Here is a 15,027-nt window from a genome sequence, read left to right on the forward strand (position 1 = left end):
GGTTTAGAAAGTAAAGAGATTCGAGATGTCCCCCAAGACATCTCACTTAGTGTCCCGTTCGTCTAGAGGCCTAGGACACCGCCCTTTCACGGCGGTAACAGGGGTTCGACTCCCCTACGGGATACCATTGGGTCGTTAGCTCAGCTGGTAGAGCAGTTGACTTTTAATCAATTGGTCGCAGGTTCGAATCCTGCACGACCCACCATTTCCTACCACAGGAAACGAAATAATGTGGGCGATTAGCTCAGTTGGGAGAGCACCTCCCTTACAAGGAGGGGGTCACTGGTTCGAGCCCAGTATCGCCCACCATCTTTAAGCATACTTCTCTTAGAAATAGAGAGGTGAGTGTGTTTAAAAATGGTTCAATTATTTGAATCTCGTTCTTTAACAATTTGGAAAGCTGACGATAAGTAATGTGATTTCATTACTTATCAAATTTAAAAGTTCTCAAATCCTAATGATTTATCATTAGGTACCAACACACATTCAAGTGTTCTTGGGAATGTATTCTTGCCAGAATGCATTCAAATTTGAGTCCGGCAAAATCGAATGTTATCTCGCTCATAATAAAGAGATAACGCACCTTGGAAACGTCATACTACGTTGTAGCAAACGTATTGCGTTAAGCAAGACCCTTTGGGGTTGTATGGTTAAGTGACTAAGCGTACACGGTGGATGCCTTGGCAGTCAGAGGCGATGAAAGACGTAATAACTTGCGATAAGCCCAGATTAGGTAGTAATAACCATTTGAGTCTGGGATTTCTGAATGGGGAAACCCACGTGCATAAGCACGTATCATTAACTGAATACATAGGTTAATGAGGCAAACCCGGGGAACTGAAACATCTAAGTACCCGGAGGAAGAGAAATCAACCGAGATTCCGAAAGTAGCGGCGAGCGAAATTGGATTAGCCCTTAAGCTTTTAATGACACAGACGAAGGCTCTGGAAAGTGCCGCAATAAAGGGTGATAGCCCCGTAGTCGACATGTCGTTTTGAGTGAAATCGAGTAAGGCGGGACACGTGATATCCTGTTTGAACATGGGGGGACCATCCTCCAAGGCTAAATACTACTGACTGACCGATAGTGAACCAGTACCGTGAGGGAAAGGCGAAAAGAACCCCTGTGAGGGGAGTGAAATAGAACCTGAAACCGTGTACGTACAAGCAGTAGGAGCGCCTCGAAGCGTGACTGCGTACCTTTTGTATAATGGGTCAGCGACTTAATTTTAGTAGCAAGGTTAACCGAATAGGGGAGCCGTAGGGAAACCGAGTCTTAACTGGGCGTCGAGTTGCTAGAATTAGACCCGAAACCAGGTGATCTAGCCATGGGCAGGTTGAAGGTTGAGTAACATCAACTGGAGGACCGAACCGACTAATGTTGAAAAATTAGCGGATGACTTGTGGCTAGGGGTGAAAGGCCAATCAAACCTGGAGATAGCTGGTTCTCCCCGAAAGCTATTTAGGTAGCGCCTCGGACGAATACCAATGGGGGTAGAGCACTGTTAAGGCTAGGGGGTCATCCCGACTTACCAACCCTTTGCAAACTCCGAATACCATTGAGTACTATCCGGGAGACACACGGCGGGTGCTAACGTCCGTCGTGGAGAGGGAAACAACCCAGACCGCCAGCTAAGGTCCCAAAGTATAGCTAAGTGGGAAACGATGTGGGAAGGCTTAGACAGCCAGGATGTTGGCTTAGAAGCAGCCATCATTTAAAGAAAGCGTAATAGCTCACTGGTCGAGTCGGCCTGCGCGGAAGATGTAACGGGGCTAAGCTATACACCGAAGCTGCGGCTGCATGCAATGCATGCGGGGTAGGGGAGCGTTCTGTAAGCCGTTGAAGGTGGTCTGTAAGGGCTGCTGGAGGTATCAGAAGTGCGAATGCTGACATGAGTAACGATAATGGGGGTGAAAAACCCCCACGCCGGAAGACCAAGGGTTCCTGTCCAACGTTAATCGGGGCAGGGTAAGTCGACCCCTAAGGCGAGGCCGAAAGGCGTAGTCGATGGGAAACGGGTTAATATTCCCGTACTTCTTATAATTGCGATGGGGGGACGGAGAAGGCTAGGTGGGCCTGGCGATGGTTGTCCAGGTTCAAGTATGTAGGCGGAAAGTTTAGGTAAATCCGGACTTTCTTAACGCTGAGATACGATGTCGAGCTGCTACGTGCAGTGAAGTCATTGATGCCATGCTTCCAGGAAAAGCCTCTAAGCTTCAGATTATAAGGAATCGTACTCCAAACCGACACAGGTGGTCGGGTAGAGAATACCAAGGCGCTTGAGAGAACTCGGGTGAAGGAACTAGGCAAAATGGTACCGTAACTTCGGGAGAAGGTACGCTCTTGGCGGTGAAGTCCCTTGCGGATGGAGCTACTAGGAGTCGCAGATACCAGGTGGCTGCAACTGTTTATTAAAAACACAGCACTGTGCAAAATCGTAAGATGACGTATACGGTGTGACGCCTGCCCGGTGCCGGAAGGTTAATTGATGGGGTTAGACTTAGGTCGAAGCTCTTGATCGAAGCCCCGGTAAACGGCGGCCGTAACTATAACGGTCCTAAGGTAGCGAAATTCCTTGTCGGGTAAGTTCCGACCTGCACGAATGGCGTAATGATGGCCACGCTGTCTCCACCCGAGACTCAGTGAAATTGAAATCGCTGTGAAGATGCAGTGTACCCGCGGCTAGACGGAAAGACCCCGTGAACCTTTACTACAGCTTGGCACTGAACATTGACCCTACATGTGTAGGATAGGTGGGAGCCTTTGAAACAAGCACGCCAGTGTTTGTGGAGGCAATCTTGAAATACCACCCTTGTATGCTTGATGTTCTAACGTAGGTCCCTAATCGGGATTGCGGACAGTGCCTGGTGGGTAGTTTGACTGGGGCGGTCTCCTCCCAAAGAGTAACGGAGGAGCACGAAGGTGGGCTAAACACGGTTGGACATCGTGTGGTTAGTGCAATGGCATAAGCCCGCTTGACTGCGAGAATGACAATTCGAGCAGGTGCGAAAGCAGGTCATAGTGATCCGGTGGTTCTGAATGGAAGGGCCATCGCTCAACGGATAAAAGGTACTCCGGGGATAACAGGCTGATACCGCCCAAGAGTTCATATCGACGGCGGTGTTTGGCACCTCGATGTCGGCTCATCACATCCTGGGGCTGAAGTCGGTCCCAAGGGTATGGCTGTTCGCCATTTAAAGTGGTACGCGAGCTGGGTTTAGAACGTCGTGAGACAGTTCGGTCCCTATCTGCCGTGGGCGTTGGAAGATTGAAGGGGGCTGCTCCTAGTACGAGAGGACCGGAGTGGACGAACCTCTGGTGTTCGGGTTGTCATGCCAATGGCATTGCCCGGTAGCTAAGTTCGGAATCGATAAGCGCTGAAAGCATCTAAGCGCGAAGCGAGCCCTAAGATGAGTCTTCCCTGGCACTTTAAGTGTCCTAAAGGGTTGTTCAAGACTAGAACGTTGATAGGCAGGGTGTGTAAGTGCTGTGAGGCATTGAGCTAACCTGTACTAATTGCCCGTGAGGCTTAACCATACAACACCCAAGGGGTTTTGTGGACTCAAAGTAAGAACTTTGAATGTGTGACATAACTTTTAAGACAGCTTTCTAAATTTTAAAATTTTGCTTGGCGACCATAGCATTGTGGACCCACCTGATTCCATGCCGAACTCAGAAGTGAAACACAATAGCGCCGATGGTAGTGTGGGGTTTCCCCATGTGAGAGTAGGACATCGCCAGGCTTTAATTAAGTTTTTAGATTTTATATCTAGAGACAAAAACTAGATAAGGCATCTATAAGACCTTAACTAGTAACAATTTGTGGAGAGATGGCTGAGTGGTCGAAAGCACCGGTCTTGAAAACCGGCAACCGTTAATAGCGGTTCTAGGGTTCAAATCCCTATCTCTCCGCCACATTTAAAGCCCTGATTTATCAGGGCTTTTTTCCGTTTCTGGAACCCCAAAAAACTCAGGTGAGTCAATGTATCTATATTAGCGGCTATTTTGTCTGCGCTTGCACCCCTAAAAATCTGGTGCAACAAGACTATCCAATCGATATTATACCAATCTGGAAAATTAACTGGTCAGGTCAATCCAATCCCTTGTGCATATTTGAGCAACTCTACTAGTGCTTTTCAGAAACTGGCTCAACTGTTCACGCTGCTCAACGTTAAGAAATGCAGGGCGATCTGTCCTTGGTTTTTCTTGTAGCCCTTCAAGGCCTTCCTCTAGGAATGTTTGTACCCACTTATTTACACTAGTCCTACTAACTTTAAGGAACTTAGCTATTTGGGTACGAGAATTAGACCATCCTTAAAATGAGCCAGTGCGAGTAATCGCATTTTCATCTGTATAGATTTTTGTTTGCTAGCAAGCTTTTTAAAATCAATGTCATTTAGGCTGTCCATTGCATCCATTCTTTTGTAAAAGTAGCAAGTCTAATTAGATCATATTTTTACTTAGAATGGTATTAGCAAGAAACTTAAAGTCGATCTATAGCAATGACTTAGTGGAAGTAGATAGCCTCAATTAAACTATATTTTATCTATAACGGTATAATCACCAAAAGAACTACGACGCTAGATACAAATGGTAATATTATTTTCCATTTACTAATAATAGGTCAATGATTGTAAAATACAGCCCGAATAAATAGAGTGAATTGTTTGTTGTTTTTCTTCTAACACAGAAAATAAATTGCATTAAATTAATATTCATTCAGACATATAAACATTAGGGTTAAAAGTTATTCATGGAAAAATTTATTAGAACTATAATCAAAACATTCCTTATTATCGCAATATTGATAGTTGCAGGACTACTGAAAGCTATTGTTGAAGGTCTTACACAAGCAAAAGCTGGACCTCTATTTATGATTATTATTTTTGGTGGAGCGGGTGCTGCTATAAGAGCTATCTATAAATATGATGGCAATAGCTCTAAGTCAACAGAGCTTAAATTAAATAAAAATGAATGATTATTATGAAATATTAGGTATATCAATTGATGCTAATTCTCGAGATATAAAACAAGCCTATAAAAAGAAAGCTCTAAAGTGGCATCCTGATAGGAATTCTTCCATAGAAGCAAAAAAAAAGATGCTCTTAGTTAATGAAGCTTATTTGATACTTAGTGATGAAGAATCTAGGAATAAATATGATATTGAATATAGGCAATATAAAAACTTCAAGGATTTGAGCAGTAAGTCTAATGAAGAGTATGTTTATTCTGATGATGTTTTAGCTAAATGGATGAACAACGCTAAGATACAAGCAAGTTATTTGGCAAAAAAATCACTTGATGATTTGATAGGTATATCTGGTGTTGCTGGTCATGCTTTTTGGAATCATACGAAGAAAGCTATCATTATTTACAGTATAATTATGTTTCTAATCGTATTATTCATGTACAACTCATAATATATGAGAGTCGAAATTTTATACAATATAAAAAAGCCGCTGATTAACAGCGGCTTAGATTTCCTACCTCACGTTTACTTCCCTAACAGAAGCAGTGCCTTCTGTGAGACTTCGTTGGCAGCATTGGTGTAGTTTTGTTGGTGCAATGCATTGGCAAGTTGGCCGTAGTCGTGGGCGCTTGGGCGCAGTTTTAAGGCGGCTTCAAAATAGCTTTGTGCATCAGCCCATTTTGCTTCTAGCATCAGGATCTGGCCTATTACACTGTGTAGATCGCCGTTGTCAGGGAACTTTTTATCTAGTCCTTTAAGGTGCGTCAGTACTGAGTGCCAGTCGGTGATGTTTAATGTTGGGTAGACATTTAATATATCGGCGTGCTGAGACTTCTTCGTCGCTTCTTTAAGGGCGGTAATTGCTGTTGAATCTGCGCCTCTATTTATAAGCTCAGAAGTAAAAGTCACTATGATCTTTGTTTCTGACTTGATGTTCTTCGATAAGCCATCCCAATACTTCACAATACCACTTACACCTTGCTGGTTAGCCAGTTCGGTAATTCGTCCTGCGTGGGCTTGTACTAATAGGGTGTGGTACTCCGTTTTTGTGACTCCCTTAGCTCGTTTGAGGATGGGTAGTAACTCTAGTAGAGGCTGCCAACAATTAAGCTGGATGTAACAGGTTTTGAGTAGATTCAGCAAACGTGGGTTGCTTGGGTAGTCATGTCTCAAGCTAGATAGCACATCAAAAGCTGTGGCAAAATCGGCCTCAGCCATAGCTTGTTTGCCTTTGGTTAGGCCGATAGCAAGATCAGAATTGTCCTGTTTAGCCGCCAGTTCAAAGTACTTATCACGTTTATCGTGATTGCCTAACTCATGTGCCGCTTCAGCCGCCACTAAGTAACATAGCAATGGCATATCATGCGAGTTAGACCAACGAGTCACTTTCTTTTCTGCGGTTTGCCAGTCACCTTCGATGAGCTTAATGATGCCTTCGTTAGTTAAGCGACGTGCTTTTTTCAGCTTACGATTGCTAAACCAATTCCAAGTGGCACTTGAGGCTCTCAGTGAACGTTTAATTAAGTACTCACCAAGAAACAGCGCCACTAGAGCACCAATGATAAAGATGACTAGGGTGGTTACGCTCATCTCAATCGTATAGTTGGCGAGAGAGATAAGAACATAGCCTTGTTGACCGGCATACTGCGTGCCGACAGTTAGGCCAATACCGAGTGCGATAAAAACAAAGAGTAGACGGATCATTTGTTTTCCTCCGCAACGATGGTGGTTACTTCACGGCGTAAGCGCTCGCGAATAATATCGGCGATCAACTGGTTGGTTTCTAGCTTGTGTGGGTATTCTAGATCGACTTTAACTTTTGCTAGATCGCTCAGTGATTGATCAAATTCTTGTACTGATTTTGCATCTTGATCTAGGTAAGTTTGGCTCCACTCAACCGCAACAGTCAGGCTTTTTTGATAGATTTCCTCTTGCTCTGAGTAGGTGGCTTTGATGGCGGTTTCTAACTTGGCTTTAATGTTCTCTCTCAAGTAGAAGTGCTGCTGAGGTGAAAGCAAAGGTACCGCACTGCCATCTCTAACGCGGAAGGTAATGAAGTGTTCAGCAAAGTTTTCTAGCGAAGTACTCAGGTTAGATTTCCAATCTTGAATATCGGTGGACACATGTTTTTGTGTTTTCTCTGGCGCTTCTGGAAGAATGGCATTCGCTAGTGGCAGTTTGTCTACTTGTTGTTGCAGAGCGATGAGCTTAAGAGCAAGACCGTCTTTATCAACTAACGGTAGGCTACGAAGCTCAGTAATGTCGTTTGCCATCGCTTTGCGCAGTGGAACTAGGCTAGGGTCATTTAGCGTCGCGATACGTTGGTCGGCAGCTTCCATTAGCTTGGTTGCCGTTACTAAGTCATGCTCTAAGAAGAGCTTTCTGCCAGCCAGTTTTACTAGGTAATCGGCTTCAGCGAGTAGCCAGTCATTAGGGCGACGTCCTTTTACATCCGAAATGGCCAGTTGCAGGCTTTCAATGCTTTTTTGCTGTTGGCTAATTAATACTTCCGCTCGGTTAACCGCTTCATTTGCCGTTTGTTCGCTGGCTTGCTTGGTTTCTTGAAGTTGGCTGTTGAGCGTTTGCTGAGTGTTTTTTAGCTGATTGGAAACCGCAGAGAGCTGCTGTTGCAGGGTTTGATTTTGTTGATTGATGTAATAGAAGCCAGCGCCAGCTGTGAGTATTGAAATAATAACGGCGGCAATAGCGAGTCTTTTTGCCGGCTTATTCGGTTCGCTCTTTGGTTTGGCTTCTTTTGAATTGGGTGTGGTTGCTTTCTTTGGTTTAGGCGAAGCAGGAACAGGGTTACTCTTGTCAACTTGAGTGTCGTTATCGAGTTTTTTGTCGTCAGTCATTATATTTTCCTATGTAATTCGCCCTGAATACTGTCAATGATGGTTTGGTTTGAAGCACCGTTAATATTGCGTACTTGCGTAAAACCGAGTTGTAAAGCTAATTGAGTCACTCTTTCACTCGGAACCATCAGCTCTAAAGAGTGTAACCAATTTTTACTGTGGGTAGGTATTTGTTGTGTAAAGAATTTTAATTGTTCGAAACTAGTAACAATTAGATGGTCTATTCCTGTTGACTGCCAGTGCTTAACTTGAACCTCAGCATCAAAGTTTATCCAGTGTCGAGAGTAGCTTTCTATATAAGCTGTTTCTGCACCTAGCTGTTGTAAGCGATCAAAAAGTAACTCTCGGCCACTGTCTCCGCGCAATATGGCCACCTTTTTACCTTTTAGATCATAGCTAGCCAAAAGCTCAAGTAACCCTTCGCTATCTTCTGACGTTGGCGATAGGGTTGGCTGTTGAGTCAACTGTTGTAAGTAAGAGGCAGTTTTTGACCCCACCGCTAAATAGCGAGCACTTTGCGACCAAGGTTTATTTTGTTGGGTGAGTGCTTGGTGAGTAAAGCGCACCGCTGGCTGGCTAACCGCAATAATGATGTCGCATTTAAGCAGGTATTCTAAGGATGAAATAGCTAGGTGAGAGGGTTGGAATGAGACAATAGGGCAACACTCGGAGGCCACCCCTAGATTTTTTAAGGCGCGATACAGTTCTTCTGCTGCAGGTTGAGGTCGAACTATAAGCGCCTTCATGTCAGTTAACCTTGACTATAAACTTCGCTTAGAATTTCTTTTGCGCCCAAGCTTAATAGCTGTTGAGCAAGGTCTTCACCCATTTTGACAGCTTGTGAGCGTTCACTTACGCTTTCTGCTCTGATGATTTCAGTACCATCGGGTTTACCCACTAATCCTCTTAAGTGCAGTTTATTATCAGGGGTGATGACGCAGTAGCTGCCAATAGGTACCTGACAACCACCTTCTAAAGCAAGGTTCATTGCGCGTTCAGCAAGAACGCGATCTGAGGTGTCAGCGTCATTGAGTGGTTTAATTAGGTCTAGCACTCGCTGATCATTGATGCGACATTCAATGCCCACTGCGCCTTGTCCTACCGCAGGTAGTGACTGTTCTGGTTCAATATAGCTTTGAATACGCTGTTCTAGTTTGAGTCGTTTAAGACCTGCAGCAGCCAAGATAATGGCATCGTATTGTCCATCATCCAATTTACCTAGACGAGTGCCTACGTTACCGCGAAGCTCTTTAATGATGATGTCAGGACGCGCTGCACTAATTTGGCATTGGCGACGTAAGCTACATGTCCCTACGGTTGCGCCATGCGGAAGCTCATCAATAGAGTTATAGGTGTTGGATACAAACGCATCTCTAGGGTCTTCACGCTCACAAATGACCGCTAACCCAAGCCCCTCAGGAAAATCGACAGGCACGTCTTTCATTGAGTGAACGGCGATATCGGCGCGTTCTTCTAACATGGCGACTTCTAGCTCTTTTACAAACAGCCCTTTTCCGCCCACTTTAGCCAGTGGGGTATCTAAAATGATGTCGCCTTTGGTCACCATAGTCACCAGTTCGATATCGAGATCAGGGTGAATCTCTTCTAGGCGAGATTTCACATAGTGAGCTTGCCAAAGAGCAAGAGGGCTTTTTCGTGTTGCAATTCGCAGAGTTTGTTTTGACATAATGGGCTAACTAAATGAAAGATGAATTGATTCTATCACTGCTTGATATAAATATTCAGCAGTGAGATTTGGGCTTGATATTACTATCGCACTTAATAACAAATTTTATGTTCATATGTGAGTTCAGTCACGCTATTTACGCCCTAACGAATACAGTTATGTGACCTTTTATAACTTTCAGTTATTCTTCCTGCTTGTTAATTGTTACTAAATGCTAGGAGTAGGTGATTTTCTTTACCTACACCCCAAAAAGTGTTAGATTGCTCACGTTTTGTGAGGTTTTTGTGTGAAATTACATCACTCACTATTTTCATTTCTTTAGTTGGGAAGTTGACTTGCAGGCAGACATTCGTACATTAATCACTAGACTCGATGCGCTGAACGAACAGCGTAAAAACCGTGCTCTAGGTATGATGGATGCTCAGGGCCAACATGTATTCTCTCTCATCCCACTATTGCTGCATTATAACAACCCAGCACTTCCTGCTTATACTTCTGGCGACGTACCTCAAGGCATTTTCGATTTCTCGCCGAATGCCGATCAAAAAGAGTTCCTTGATACTTCTATTCGCGCTTGTGGCGAAGAAGTGTCTGAACCAGAAGATAGACAAATCCTTGCTCTTTATACTATGGGTAGTACCTCTTCCATTGGGCAGAGCTTAACCAGTGACTTGGATATTTGGGTTTGTATTTCTCCGCAGATGTCGGCTCAAAAACGCAGCGTATTAGCAAATAAATGTTTAAGCGTTACTGAGTGGGCGCAGCAGCAAGGCGTTGAAGCTAACTTCTTCCTAATGGATGATCAGCGCTTCAAAGTGTCAAACAAAAGTGAAGCCATGACTGGCGAGAACTGCGGTTCTTCTCAGCACATGTTATTACTTGATGAATTTTATCGTTCGGCCATGCGTATGGCGGGACAACGTTTATTGTGGAGTATCGTTCCTCCCGAAATAGACGAAGACTACGACCTGTATGTGGCGCAGTTGTGCCTAAGTGGTGAGCTTGATTGTTCGCAGTGGCTTGATTTTGGTCAACTGAACAAGATCCCAGCGGAAGAGTATTTTGGCTCTAGTCTTTGGCAGCTATTCAAAAGTATCGATTCACCTTATAAGTCCGTATTAAAAGCGATTTTACTTGAGGCTTACTCGTGGGAATACCCACAGACACAGCTATTGAGCATTGAAACCAAACGTCGATTTTTTAACGAAGATCCAGACCTTTATAGCGCTGATACCTACTACGGTATGCTAGAAAAAGTAACTGGATATCTAAAGAAAATCGGTGATCAAACACGTCTAGATCTCGTGCGTCGCTGTTTCTATTTGAAAACACACGAGAAGCTATCACAAGAACCTAAATTGGGCTCAGTGCCTTGGCGCCGTGAAATTATGCAGCAGATGACCTCTGATTGGGGTTGGAGCAAGCATGATATCCAAGAGCTTGATACTCGCAGACACTGGAAAGTAGAACGCGTTAAGGTTGTGCATCACAACCTGCTTGATGCCTTGATGGAAAGCTACCGCAACTTAATCCAGTTTGCGCGTCGCAATGACATCACCTCGGTGATTAGCCCGCAAGATATCTCTATTTTAGCGCGTAAACTGTATGCCGCTTTTGAAGTGTTGCCTGGCAAGGTGACGCTATTAAGCCAACAAATATCCCCTGATCTACATGAACCAGATCTGAGCTTTATTCAGGTGGAAGAAGGGCGCAGTAATCCGCAAGGTTGGTATTTATACAAACAGCCATTAAAAGCGGAACGCATCATTGGTCAATCACCGATTGAGCATCACACCTCATTAAGTAAGCTGGTTGCTTGGGCGTTTTTCAACGGCCTAATCACTGAGTCGACGCGTTTGCACTCTGTAGTGCGTAGTGCTGATATCGATATCGACAAGCTTTATCAAATGGTGAGTGACCTAAGAAATACCTTCTCGTTGCGTAAACGACGTCCAACCATGGAAGCTTTGGCCAGTCCTTGTGAGATCAGCCAGTTGGTGATGTTTATCAACTTGGAAGACGATCCCACGGCCAAACTTAGCTCACGCCAAGCTAAAAAAGACAGCCGTAACGTCAACTTGTTTTCGTGTGGTAAAGACAGCACTAGCATGATTGGCAGTGTTGATTTGGTTTATCGTAACTCTTGGCATGAAGTGCGTACTTTGCATTTCCGCGGAGAGACCAGTATTTTGGATGCGTTAAAAACCATTTTGGGCAAAATGCACCAAGATGCGTTGCATCCCGAATCTGTAGATGTATTCAGCTATAGCAAAAACTTCCGTGGATTGATGCGCAATACCGTTTATCAGCTATTAGCTGAGTGTATTGAGCTTCGTTTAAAACCCGTTGAGCAAGAGAAACGTCGTCGTTTCAAAGCTATCGGTGTGGGAAGCAAAATGTATGGTTTGTTCTTTGAGCGTCGCGGCGTATCAATACAAACTTTAGAAAACTCTGTAGATTTCTATCAGAGCATTTCCACCAATAAACTGACGGGTTCACCGCTGGAAAAACTGAATAAAGAGAATGATTTCTCTTTGCCAGATATTATTGATAGTTTTGCCAGTGAAGGTCTAATTCAGTTCTTCTTTGAAGATACCGAAGGTGGCTTTAACATCTATGTACTGGATGAAAGCAATGCTTCTGAGGCCTATCATAGGTACGGTTTGGATAAGAATGAAGTGGTTGGCGAAATCAATAACTTCTATACCAACGATTTAAATGTTGAGGGAGAAAAGGCTAACTTTAACCTTCCGCAGTATTATCAAATTATCCATCAGCACGATAAAGAGAGCTTTATCGTGCCGTATCGCAGTGATAGTGAGTTCCGCTCAACACCTTCCGCTGTGGTCGGTGCCTGTTAATCAGAGGTAGAGTATTACCACTCTATCTCTTCGTCTGCTTGTTTCTCACATTCCGCTTTTACTACTGTTAATAGCTCTGCGCCTGTCTTAGAGCATACCCAAGCTCCGTCTTGCAAAGAGAAATGATATCCCCCTGATTTAGAGGCAAGCCAGATCTCACGCATGGGTTCTTGCTTGTTGATGATGATCTGCGTTCTATCTTCAAATTCCAAAGTCATGACGTTACCAGACGTCTCAAAGTCAATATCGGCCCCAGATTCTTCAATCGCTTGCTCAATATTTTGTAGTTGTTCATCCGCTAATTGGTGAAACTCACTGTCCTTCATGCATAGTTCCTATTGCTTTTATTAATTGTGGTGCGATTATAGAGGTAAGATTAATATATCATTAACATCATCATGAAAAAAATTATCTCGCTATTGTGTTTAGGTTCGACATTGTTTTTAGCCGGTTGTGGTCAAACTGGCCCTCTATATATGCCGCAAGATGCTGGGCAGGATACGCCTGAGCAGCCAGCACAGTAGAACAGAAGTAAGGAAAGAATCTTGGATTATTTTAACTACAAGGAAGATGGTCAGCTATGGGCTGAAGGTGTCTCCCTCACTCAAGTCGCAGAGCAATTTGGTACTCCAACCTACGTGTATTCTCGCGCTACTTTAGAACGCCACTGGAAAGCATTTGATCAATCAGTGGGCGAATTCCCTCATTTAGTGTGTTACGCAGTAAAAGCGAACTCTAATCTGGGTGTGCTAAATGCGTTGGCTCGCTTAGGTTCTGGTTTTGATATTGTTTCTCTTGGTGAGTTAGAACGTGTGGTTGCCGCAGGCGGCGATCCATCAAAAGTGGTTTTTTCTGGGGTAGGGAAAACAGCGCAAGAGATTAAACGAGCATTAGAGCTAAAAATTAAATGCTTTAATGTTGAGTCTGAACCTGAATTAGAACGAATCAATCAGGTGGCAGGAGAGTGTGGCGCAATCGCCCCTGTTTCTTTGCGTATTAACCCAAATGTGGATGCTAAAACTCACCCATATATCTCAACAGGCTTGCGTGACAACAAGTTTGGTATTGCATTTGAGCAAGCGCCACGCGTCTATCAAGTCGCGCAAAAAATGCCGAACCTAAATGTTGTTGGTATTGATTGTCACATTGGCTCTCAGTTAACCGACATTGACCCATTTATCGATGCCGTTGACCGGCTATTAGGTCTAATTGATAACCTAAAAGCGCAAGGCGTTAATATTAAGCACCTTGATGTGGGTGGCGGTCTAGGGGTGGTTTATCGTGACGAAATGCCGCCACAACCTTCCGATTATGCGAAAGCTTTGCTGGCACGTTTGCACAACCATCCTGATATTGAATTGATATTTGAACCGGGTCGAGCTATTGCTGCTAACGCTGGTGTATTGCTGACCAAAGTTGAGTTCCTTAAACATACGGAACACAAAAACTTTGCCATTATCGATGCGGCAATGAACGATCTGATGCGCCCTGCGTTATACCAAGCATGGCAAGATATTGTTCCTTTACGTCCACGCCAAGGTGAAGCGATTACTTATGATTTAGTGGGTCCTGTGTGCGAAACCGGTGACTTCTTAGGTAAAGATCGTAACTTGGTTCTTGAGCAAAATGATCTGTTGGCTGTGCGTTCAGCAGGTGCTTACGGCTTTACTATGTCTTCTAACTATAACTCTCGCCCACGCGTGGCTGAAGTTATGGTCGACGGAGAAAGTATGCATCTTGTTCGCCAACGTGAAAGCGTTGAAAGTTTATGGCAACTAGAAAGCACACTACCGGAGTAATTGAACAGCATGCATTTCCATTTTTCTAAAATGCACGGACTAGGCAACGACTTTATGGTTGTTGACTGTATCACTCAGAATATTTTTTTCTCGCCTGAGTTGATACGTCGTCTTGCTGATCGCAATACAGGAGTTGGTTTTGACCAGCTCTTAGTTGTAGAAGCGCCTTATGATCCAGAAACAGACTTTCACTACCGAATCTTCAATGCTGATGGTTCAGAAGTAGAGCAGTGTGGCAATGGAGCGCGCTGTTTTGCTCGCTTTGTTTCCATGAAAGGCTTAACCAACAAGTACAGCATCCGCGTCAGTACTAAAAAAGGGAAAATGCTGCTTAAATTGGCCGATGATGAGCAAGTCCGAGTCAACATGGGTGTGCCTGAATTAGAGCCAAGTAAGATTCCTTTTAAGGCTAAGCAAAAAGAGAAAACGTACATATTAAGAGTCGGTCAGCATACCTTGTTCTGCGGCTCGGTAAGTATGGGCAACCCGCATGTTGTGACTGTAGTTGATGATGTCGCAACGGCCAAAGTAGAAGAGATTGGCCCGTTACTGGAATCGCATGAGCGCTTTCCTGAGCGAGTCAATGTAGGCTTTATGCAAATTGTCGATCGCAACAAAATTGCTCTTCGAGTTTACGAACGTGGCGCAGGCGAAACTCAAGCTTGTGGTAGCGGTGCCTGTGCTGCGGTTGCGGTTGGTATCCTGCAAGGCGCTTTGAATGAGCACGTTGAAGTGAGCTTAACTGGCGGAAAACTAAAAATTGAATGGGCAGGGCCAGGACAGCCATTGTTCATGACTGGTAGCGCTACGCATGTCTTTGATGGACAGATTAGCTGTTAACTCATAGTGATATAAG

General features: G+C 44.3%; 12 protein-coding genes, 4 tRNA genes and 2 rRNA genes. 12 read left to right on the forward strand and 6 right to left on the reverse strand.

Translation table 11 applies throughout. The features are described from left to right. Window positions 1-51 precede the first annotated feature (51 nt). The 6 genes from OCU38_RS00095 to OCU38_RS00120 all read left to right on the forward strand — a co-directional run bounded on the left by OCU38_RS00095 (window position 52) and on the right by OCU38_RS00120 (window position 3,915). Window positions 52-127: transfer RNA gene (locus OCU38_RS00095), tRNA-Glu, on the forward strand. Window positions 128-129: 2 nt separating this feature from the next. Continuing rightward, window positions 130-205 (forward strand) — tRNA-Lys (locus tag OCU38_RS00100). A 28-nt stretch (window positions 206-233) separates the two neighbouring features. Continuing rightward, window positions 234-309, forward strand: a tRNA-Val gene (locus OCU38_RS00105). Between the two features lie 339 nt (window positions 310-648). Further along, a 23S ribosomal RNA gene (locus tag OCU38_RS00110) occupies window positions 649-3,537 on the forward strand. A gap of 90 nt (window positions 3,538-3,627) precedes the next feature. Next, window positions 3,628-3,743 (forward strand): 5S ribosomal RNA (gene rrf, locus OCU38_RS00115). Window positions 3,744-3,824: 81 nt separating this feature from the next. After that, window positions 3,825-3,915 (forward strand) — tRNA-Ser (locus tag OCU38_RS00120). Window positions 3,916-4,077: 162 nt separating this feature from the next. On the opposite strand, the gene OCU38_RS17080 is transcribed toward OCU38_RS00120, so the two are convergent. Further along, entirely contained in the window at window positions 4,078-4,290 is a 213-nt protein-coding gene (locus OCU38_RS17080) for a helix-turn-helix domain-containing protein (protein ID WP_390625245.1), read from the reverse strand. Between the two features lie 463 nt (window positions 4,291-4,753). On the opposite strand from OCU38_RS17080, the gene OCU38_RS00125 reads away from it, so the two are divergent. Both OCU38_RS00125 and OCU38_RS00130 read left to right on the forward strand, forming a co-directional pair. Beyond that, a complete protein-coding gene (locus tag OCU38_RS00125; RefSeq protein WP_261823322.1) occupies window positions 4,754-4,978 on the forward strand; it encodes a hypothetical protein in 225 nt (74 codons plus the stop codon). Further along, the gene (locus tag OCU38_RS00130) at window positions 4,971-5,420 is read left to right on the forward strand and encodes a DnaJ domain-containing protein (protein WP_261823323.1); all 450 of its coding nucleotides are present in this window, start codon (window positions 4,971-4,973) and stop codon (window positions 5,418-5,420) included. Before OCU38_RS00125 ends, OCU38_RS00130 begins: the two co-directional genes overlap by 8 nt. Window positions 5,421-5,494: 74 nt before the next feature. Here OCU38_RS00130 and OCU38_RS00135 read toward each other — a convergent pair whose 3' ends face one another. Genes OCU38_RS00135 through hemC form a run of 4 tightly spaced genes read right to left on the reverse strand, consistent with a single transcriptional unit; the run spans window position 5,495 to window position 9,514 of the window. After that, window positions 5,495-6,673 (reverse strand): heme biosynthesis HemY N-terminal domain-containing protein, encoded by a 1,179-nt coding sequence (locus tag OCU38_RS00135; protein WP_261823324.1) that lies wholly within the window; start codon window positions 6,671-6,673, stop codon window positions 5,495-5,497. Beyond that, window positions 6,670-7,824 (reverse strand): uroporphyrinogen-III C-methyltransferase, encoded by a 1,155-nt coding sequence (locus OCU38_RS00140; protein ID WP_261823325.1) that lies wholly within the window; start codon window positions 7,822-7,824, stop codon window positions 6,670-6,672. The genes OCU38_RS00135 and OCU38_RS00140 overlap by 4 nt, the downstream gene beginning before the upstream one ends. Then, on the reverse strand, window positions 7,824-8,570 hold the full coding sequence (locus OCU38_RS00145; protein ID WP_261823326.1) for a uroporphyrinogen-III synthase: 747 nt from the start codon (window positions 8,568-8,570) through the stop codon (window positions 7,824-7,826). Before OCU38_RS00145 ends, OCU38_RS00140 begins: the two co-directional genes overlap by 1 nt. Before the next feature lie 5 nt (window positions 8,571-8,575). Next, complete coding sequence (gene hemC / locus OCU38_RS00150; RefSeq protein ID WP_390625246.1) at window positions 8,576-9,514, reverse strand: hydroxymethylbilane synthase; 939 nt, start codon at window positions 9,512-9,514, stop codon at window positions 8,576-8,578. A 332-nt stretch (window positions 9,515-9,846) separates the two neighbouring features. Between hemC and OCU38_RS00155 the strand changes: the two genes are divergently transcribed. Further along, a complete protein-coding gene (locus OCU38_RS00155) occupies window positions 9,847-12,372 on the forward strand; it encodes a class I adenylate cyclase (RefSeq protein ID WP_261823328.1) in 2,526 nt (841 codons plus the stop codon). A gap of 14 nt (window positions 12,373-12,386) precedes the next feature. Here the strand turns inward: OCU38_RS00155 and cyaY are convergent, their stop codons facing one another. Continuing rightward, window positions 12,387-12,698 carry an iron donor protein CyaY gene (gene cyaY / locus OCU38_RS00160; protein WP_023405044.1) on the reverse strand — a complete coding sequence of 104 codons (312 nt, stop codon included), beginning with the start codon at window positions 12,696-12,698 and terminating at the stop codon, window positions 12,387-12,389. A 72-nt stretch (window positions 12,699-12,770) separates the two neighbouring features. Between cyaY and lptM the strand changes: the two genes are divergently transcribed. Genes lptM through dapF form a run of 3 tightly spaced genes read left to right on the forward strand, consistent with a single transcriptional unit; the run spans window position 12,771 to window position 15,011 of the window. Then, window positions 12,771-12,896 (forward strand): LPS translocon maturation chaperone LptM, encoded by a 126-nt coding sequence (gene lptM / locus OCU38_RS00165; protein WP_084309180.1) that lies wholly within the window; start codon window positions 12,771-12,773, stop codon window positions 12,894-12,896. Window positions 12,897-12,917: 21 nt separating this feature from the next. Next, window positions 12,918-14,171, forward strand: coding sequence for a diaminopimelate decarboxylase (gene lysA / locus OCU38_RS00170; protein ID WP_261823329.1), 1,254 nt, complete (start codon window positions 12,918-12,920; stop codon window positions 14,169-14,171). A 9-nt stretch (window positions 14,172-14,180) separates the two neighbouring features. Further along, on the forward strand, window positions 14,181-15,011 hold the full coding sequence (gene dapF / locus OCU38_RS00175) for a diaminopimelate epimerase (protein WP_261824209.1): 831 nt from the start codon (window positions 14,181-14,183) through the stop codon (window positions 15,009-15,011). Window positions 15,012-15,027: the final 16 nt, after the last annotated feature.

It is taken from the genome of Vibrio neonatus (assembly GCF_024346975.1).
Classification (GTDB): domain Bacteria; phylum Pseudomonadota; class Gammaproteobacteria; order Enterobacterales; family Vibrionaceae; genus Vibrio; species Vibrio neonatus.

Coding starts and splice junctions, on each gene's coding strand:
- dapF (WP_261824209.1), top strand. CDS start 14,181: ATGCATTTCCATTTTTCTAAAATGCACGGACTAGGCAACGACTTTATG.
- cyaY (WP_023405044.1), bottom strand. CDS start 12,698: ATGAAGGACAGTGAGTTTCACCAATTAGCGGATGAACAACTACAAAAT.
- lptM (WP_084309180.1), top strand. CDS start 12,771: ATGAAAAAAATTATCTCGCTATTGTGTTTAGGTTCGACATTGTTTTTA.
- OCU38_RS00125 (WP_261823322.1), top strand. CDS start 4,754: ATGGAAAAATTTATTAGAACTATAATCAAAACATTCCTTATTATCGCA.
- OCU38_RS00140 (WP_261823325.1), bottom strand. CDS start 7,824: ATGACTGACGACAAAAAACTCGATAACGACACTCAAGTTGACAAGAGT.
- OCU38_RS00145 (WP_261823326.1), bottom strand. CDS start 8,570: ATGAAGGCGCTTATAGTTCGACCTCAACCTGCAGCAGAAGAACTGTAT.
- OCU38_RS00130 (WP_261823323.1), top strand. CDS start 4,971: ATGAATGATTATTATGAAATATTAGGTATATCAATTGATGCTAATTCT.
- OCU38_RS00135 (WP_261823324.1), bottom strand. CDS start 6,673: ATGATCCGTCTACTCTTTGTTTTTATCGCACTCGGTATTGGCCTAACT.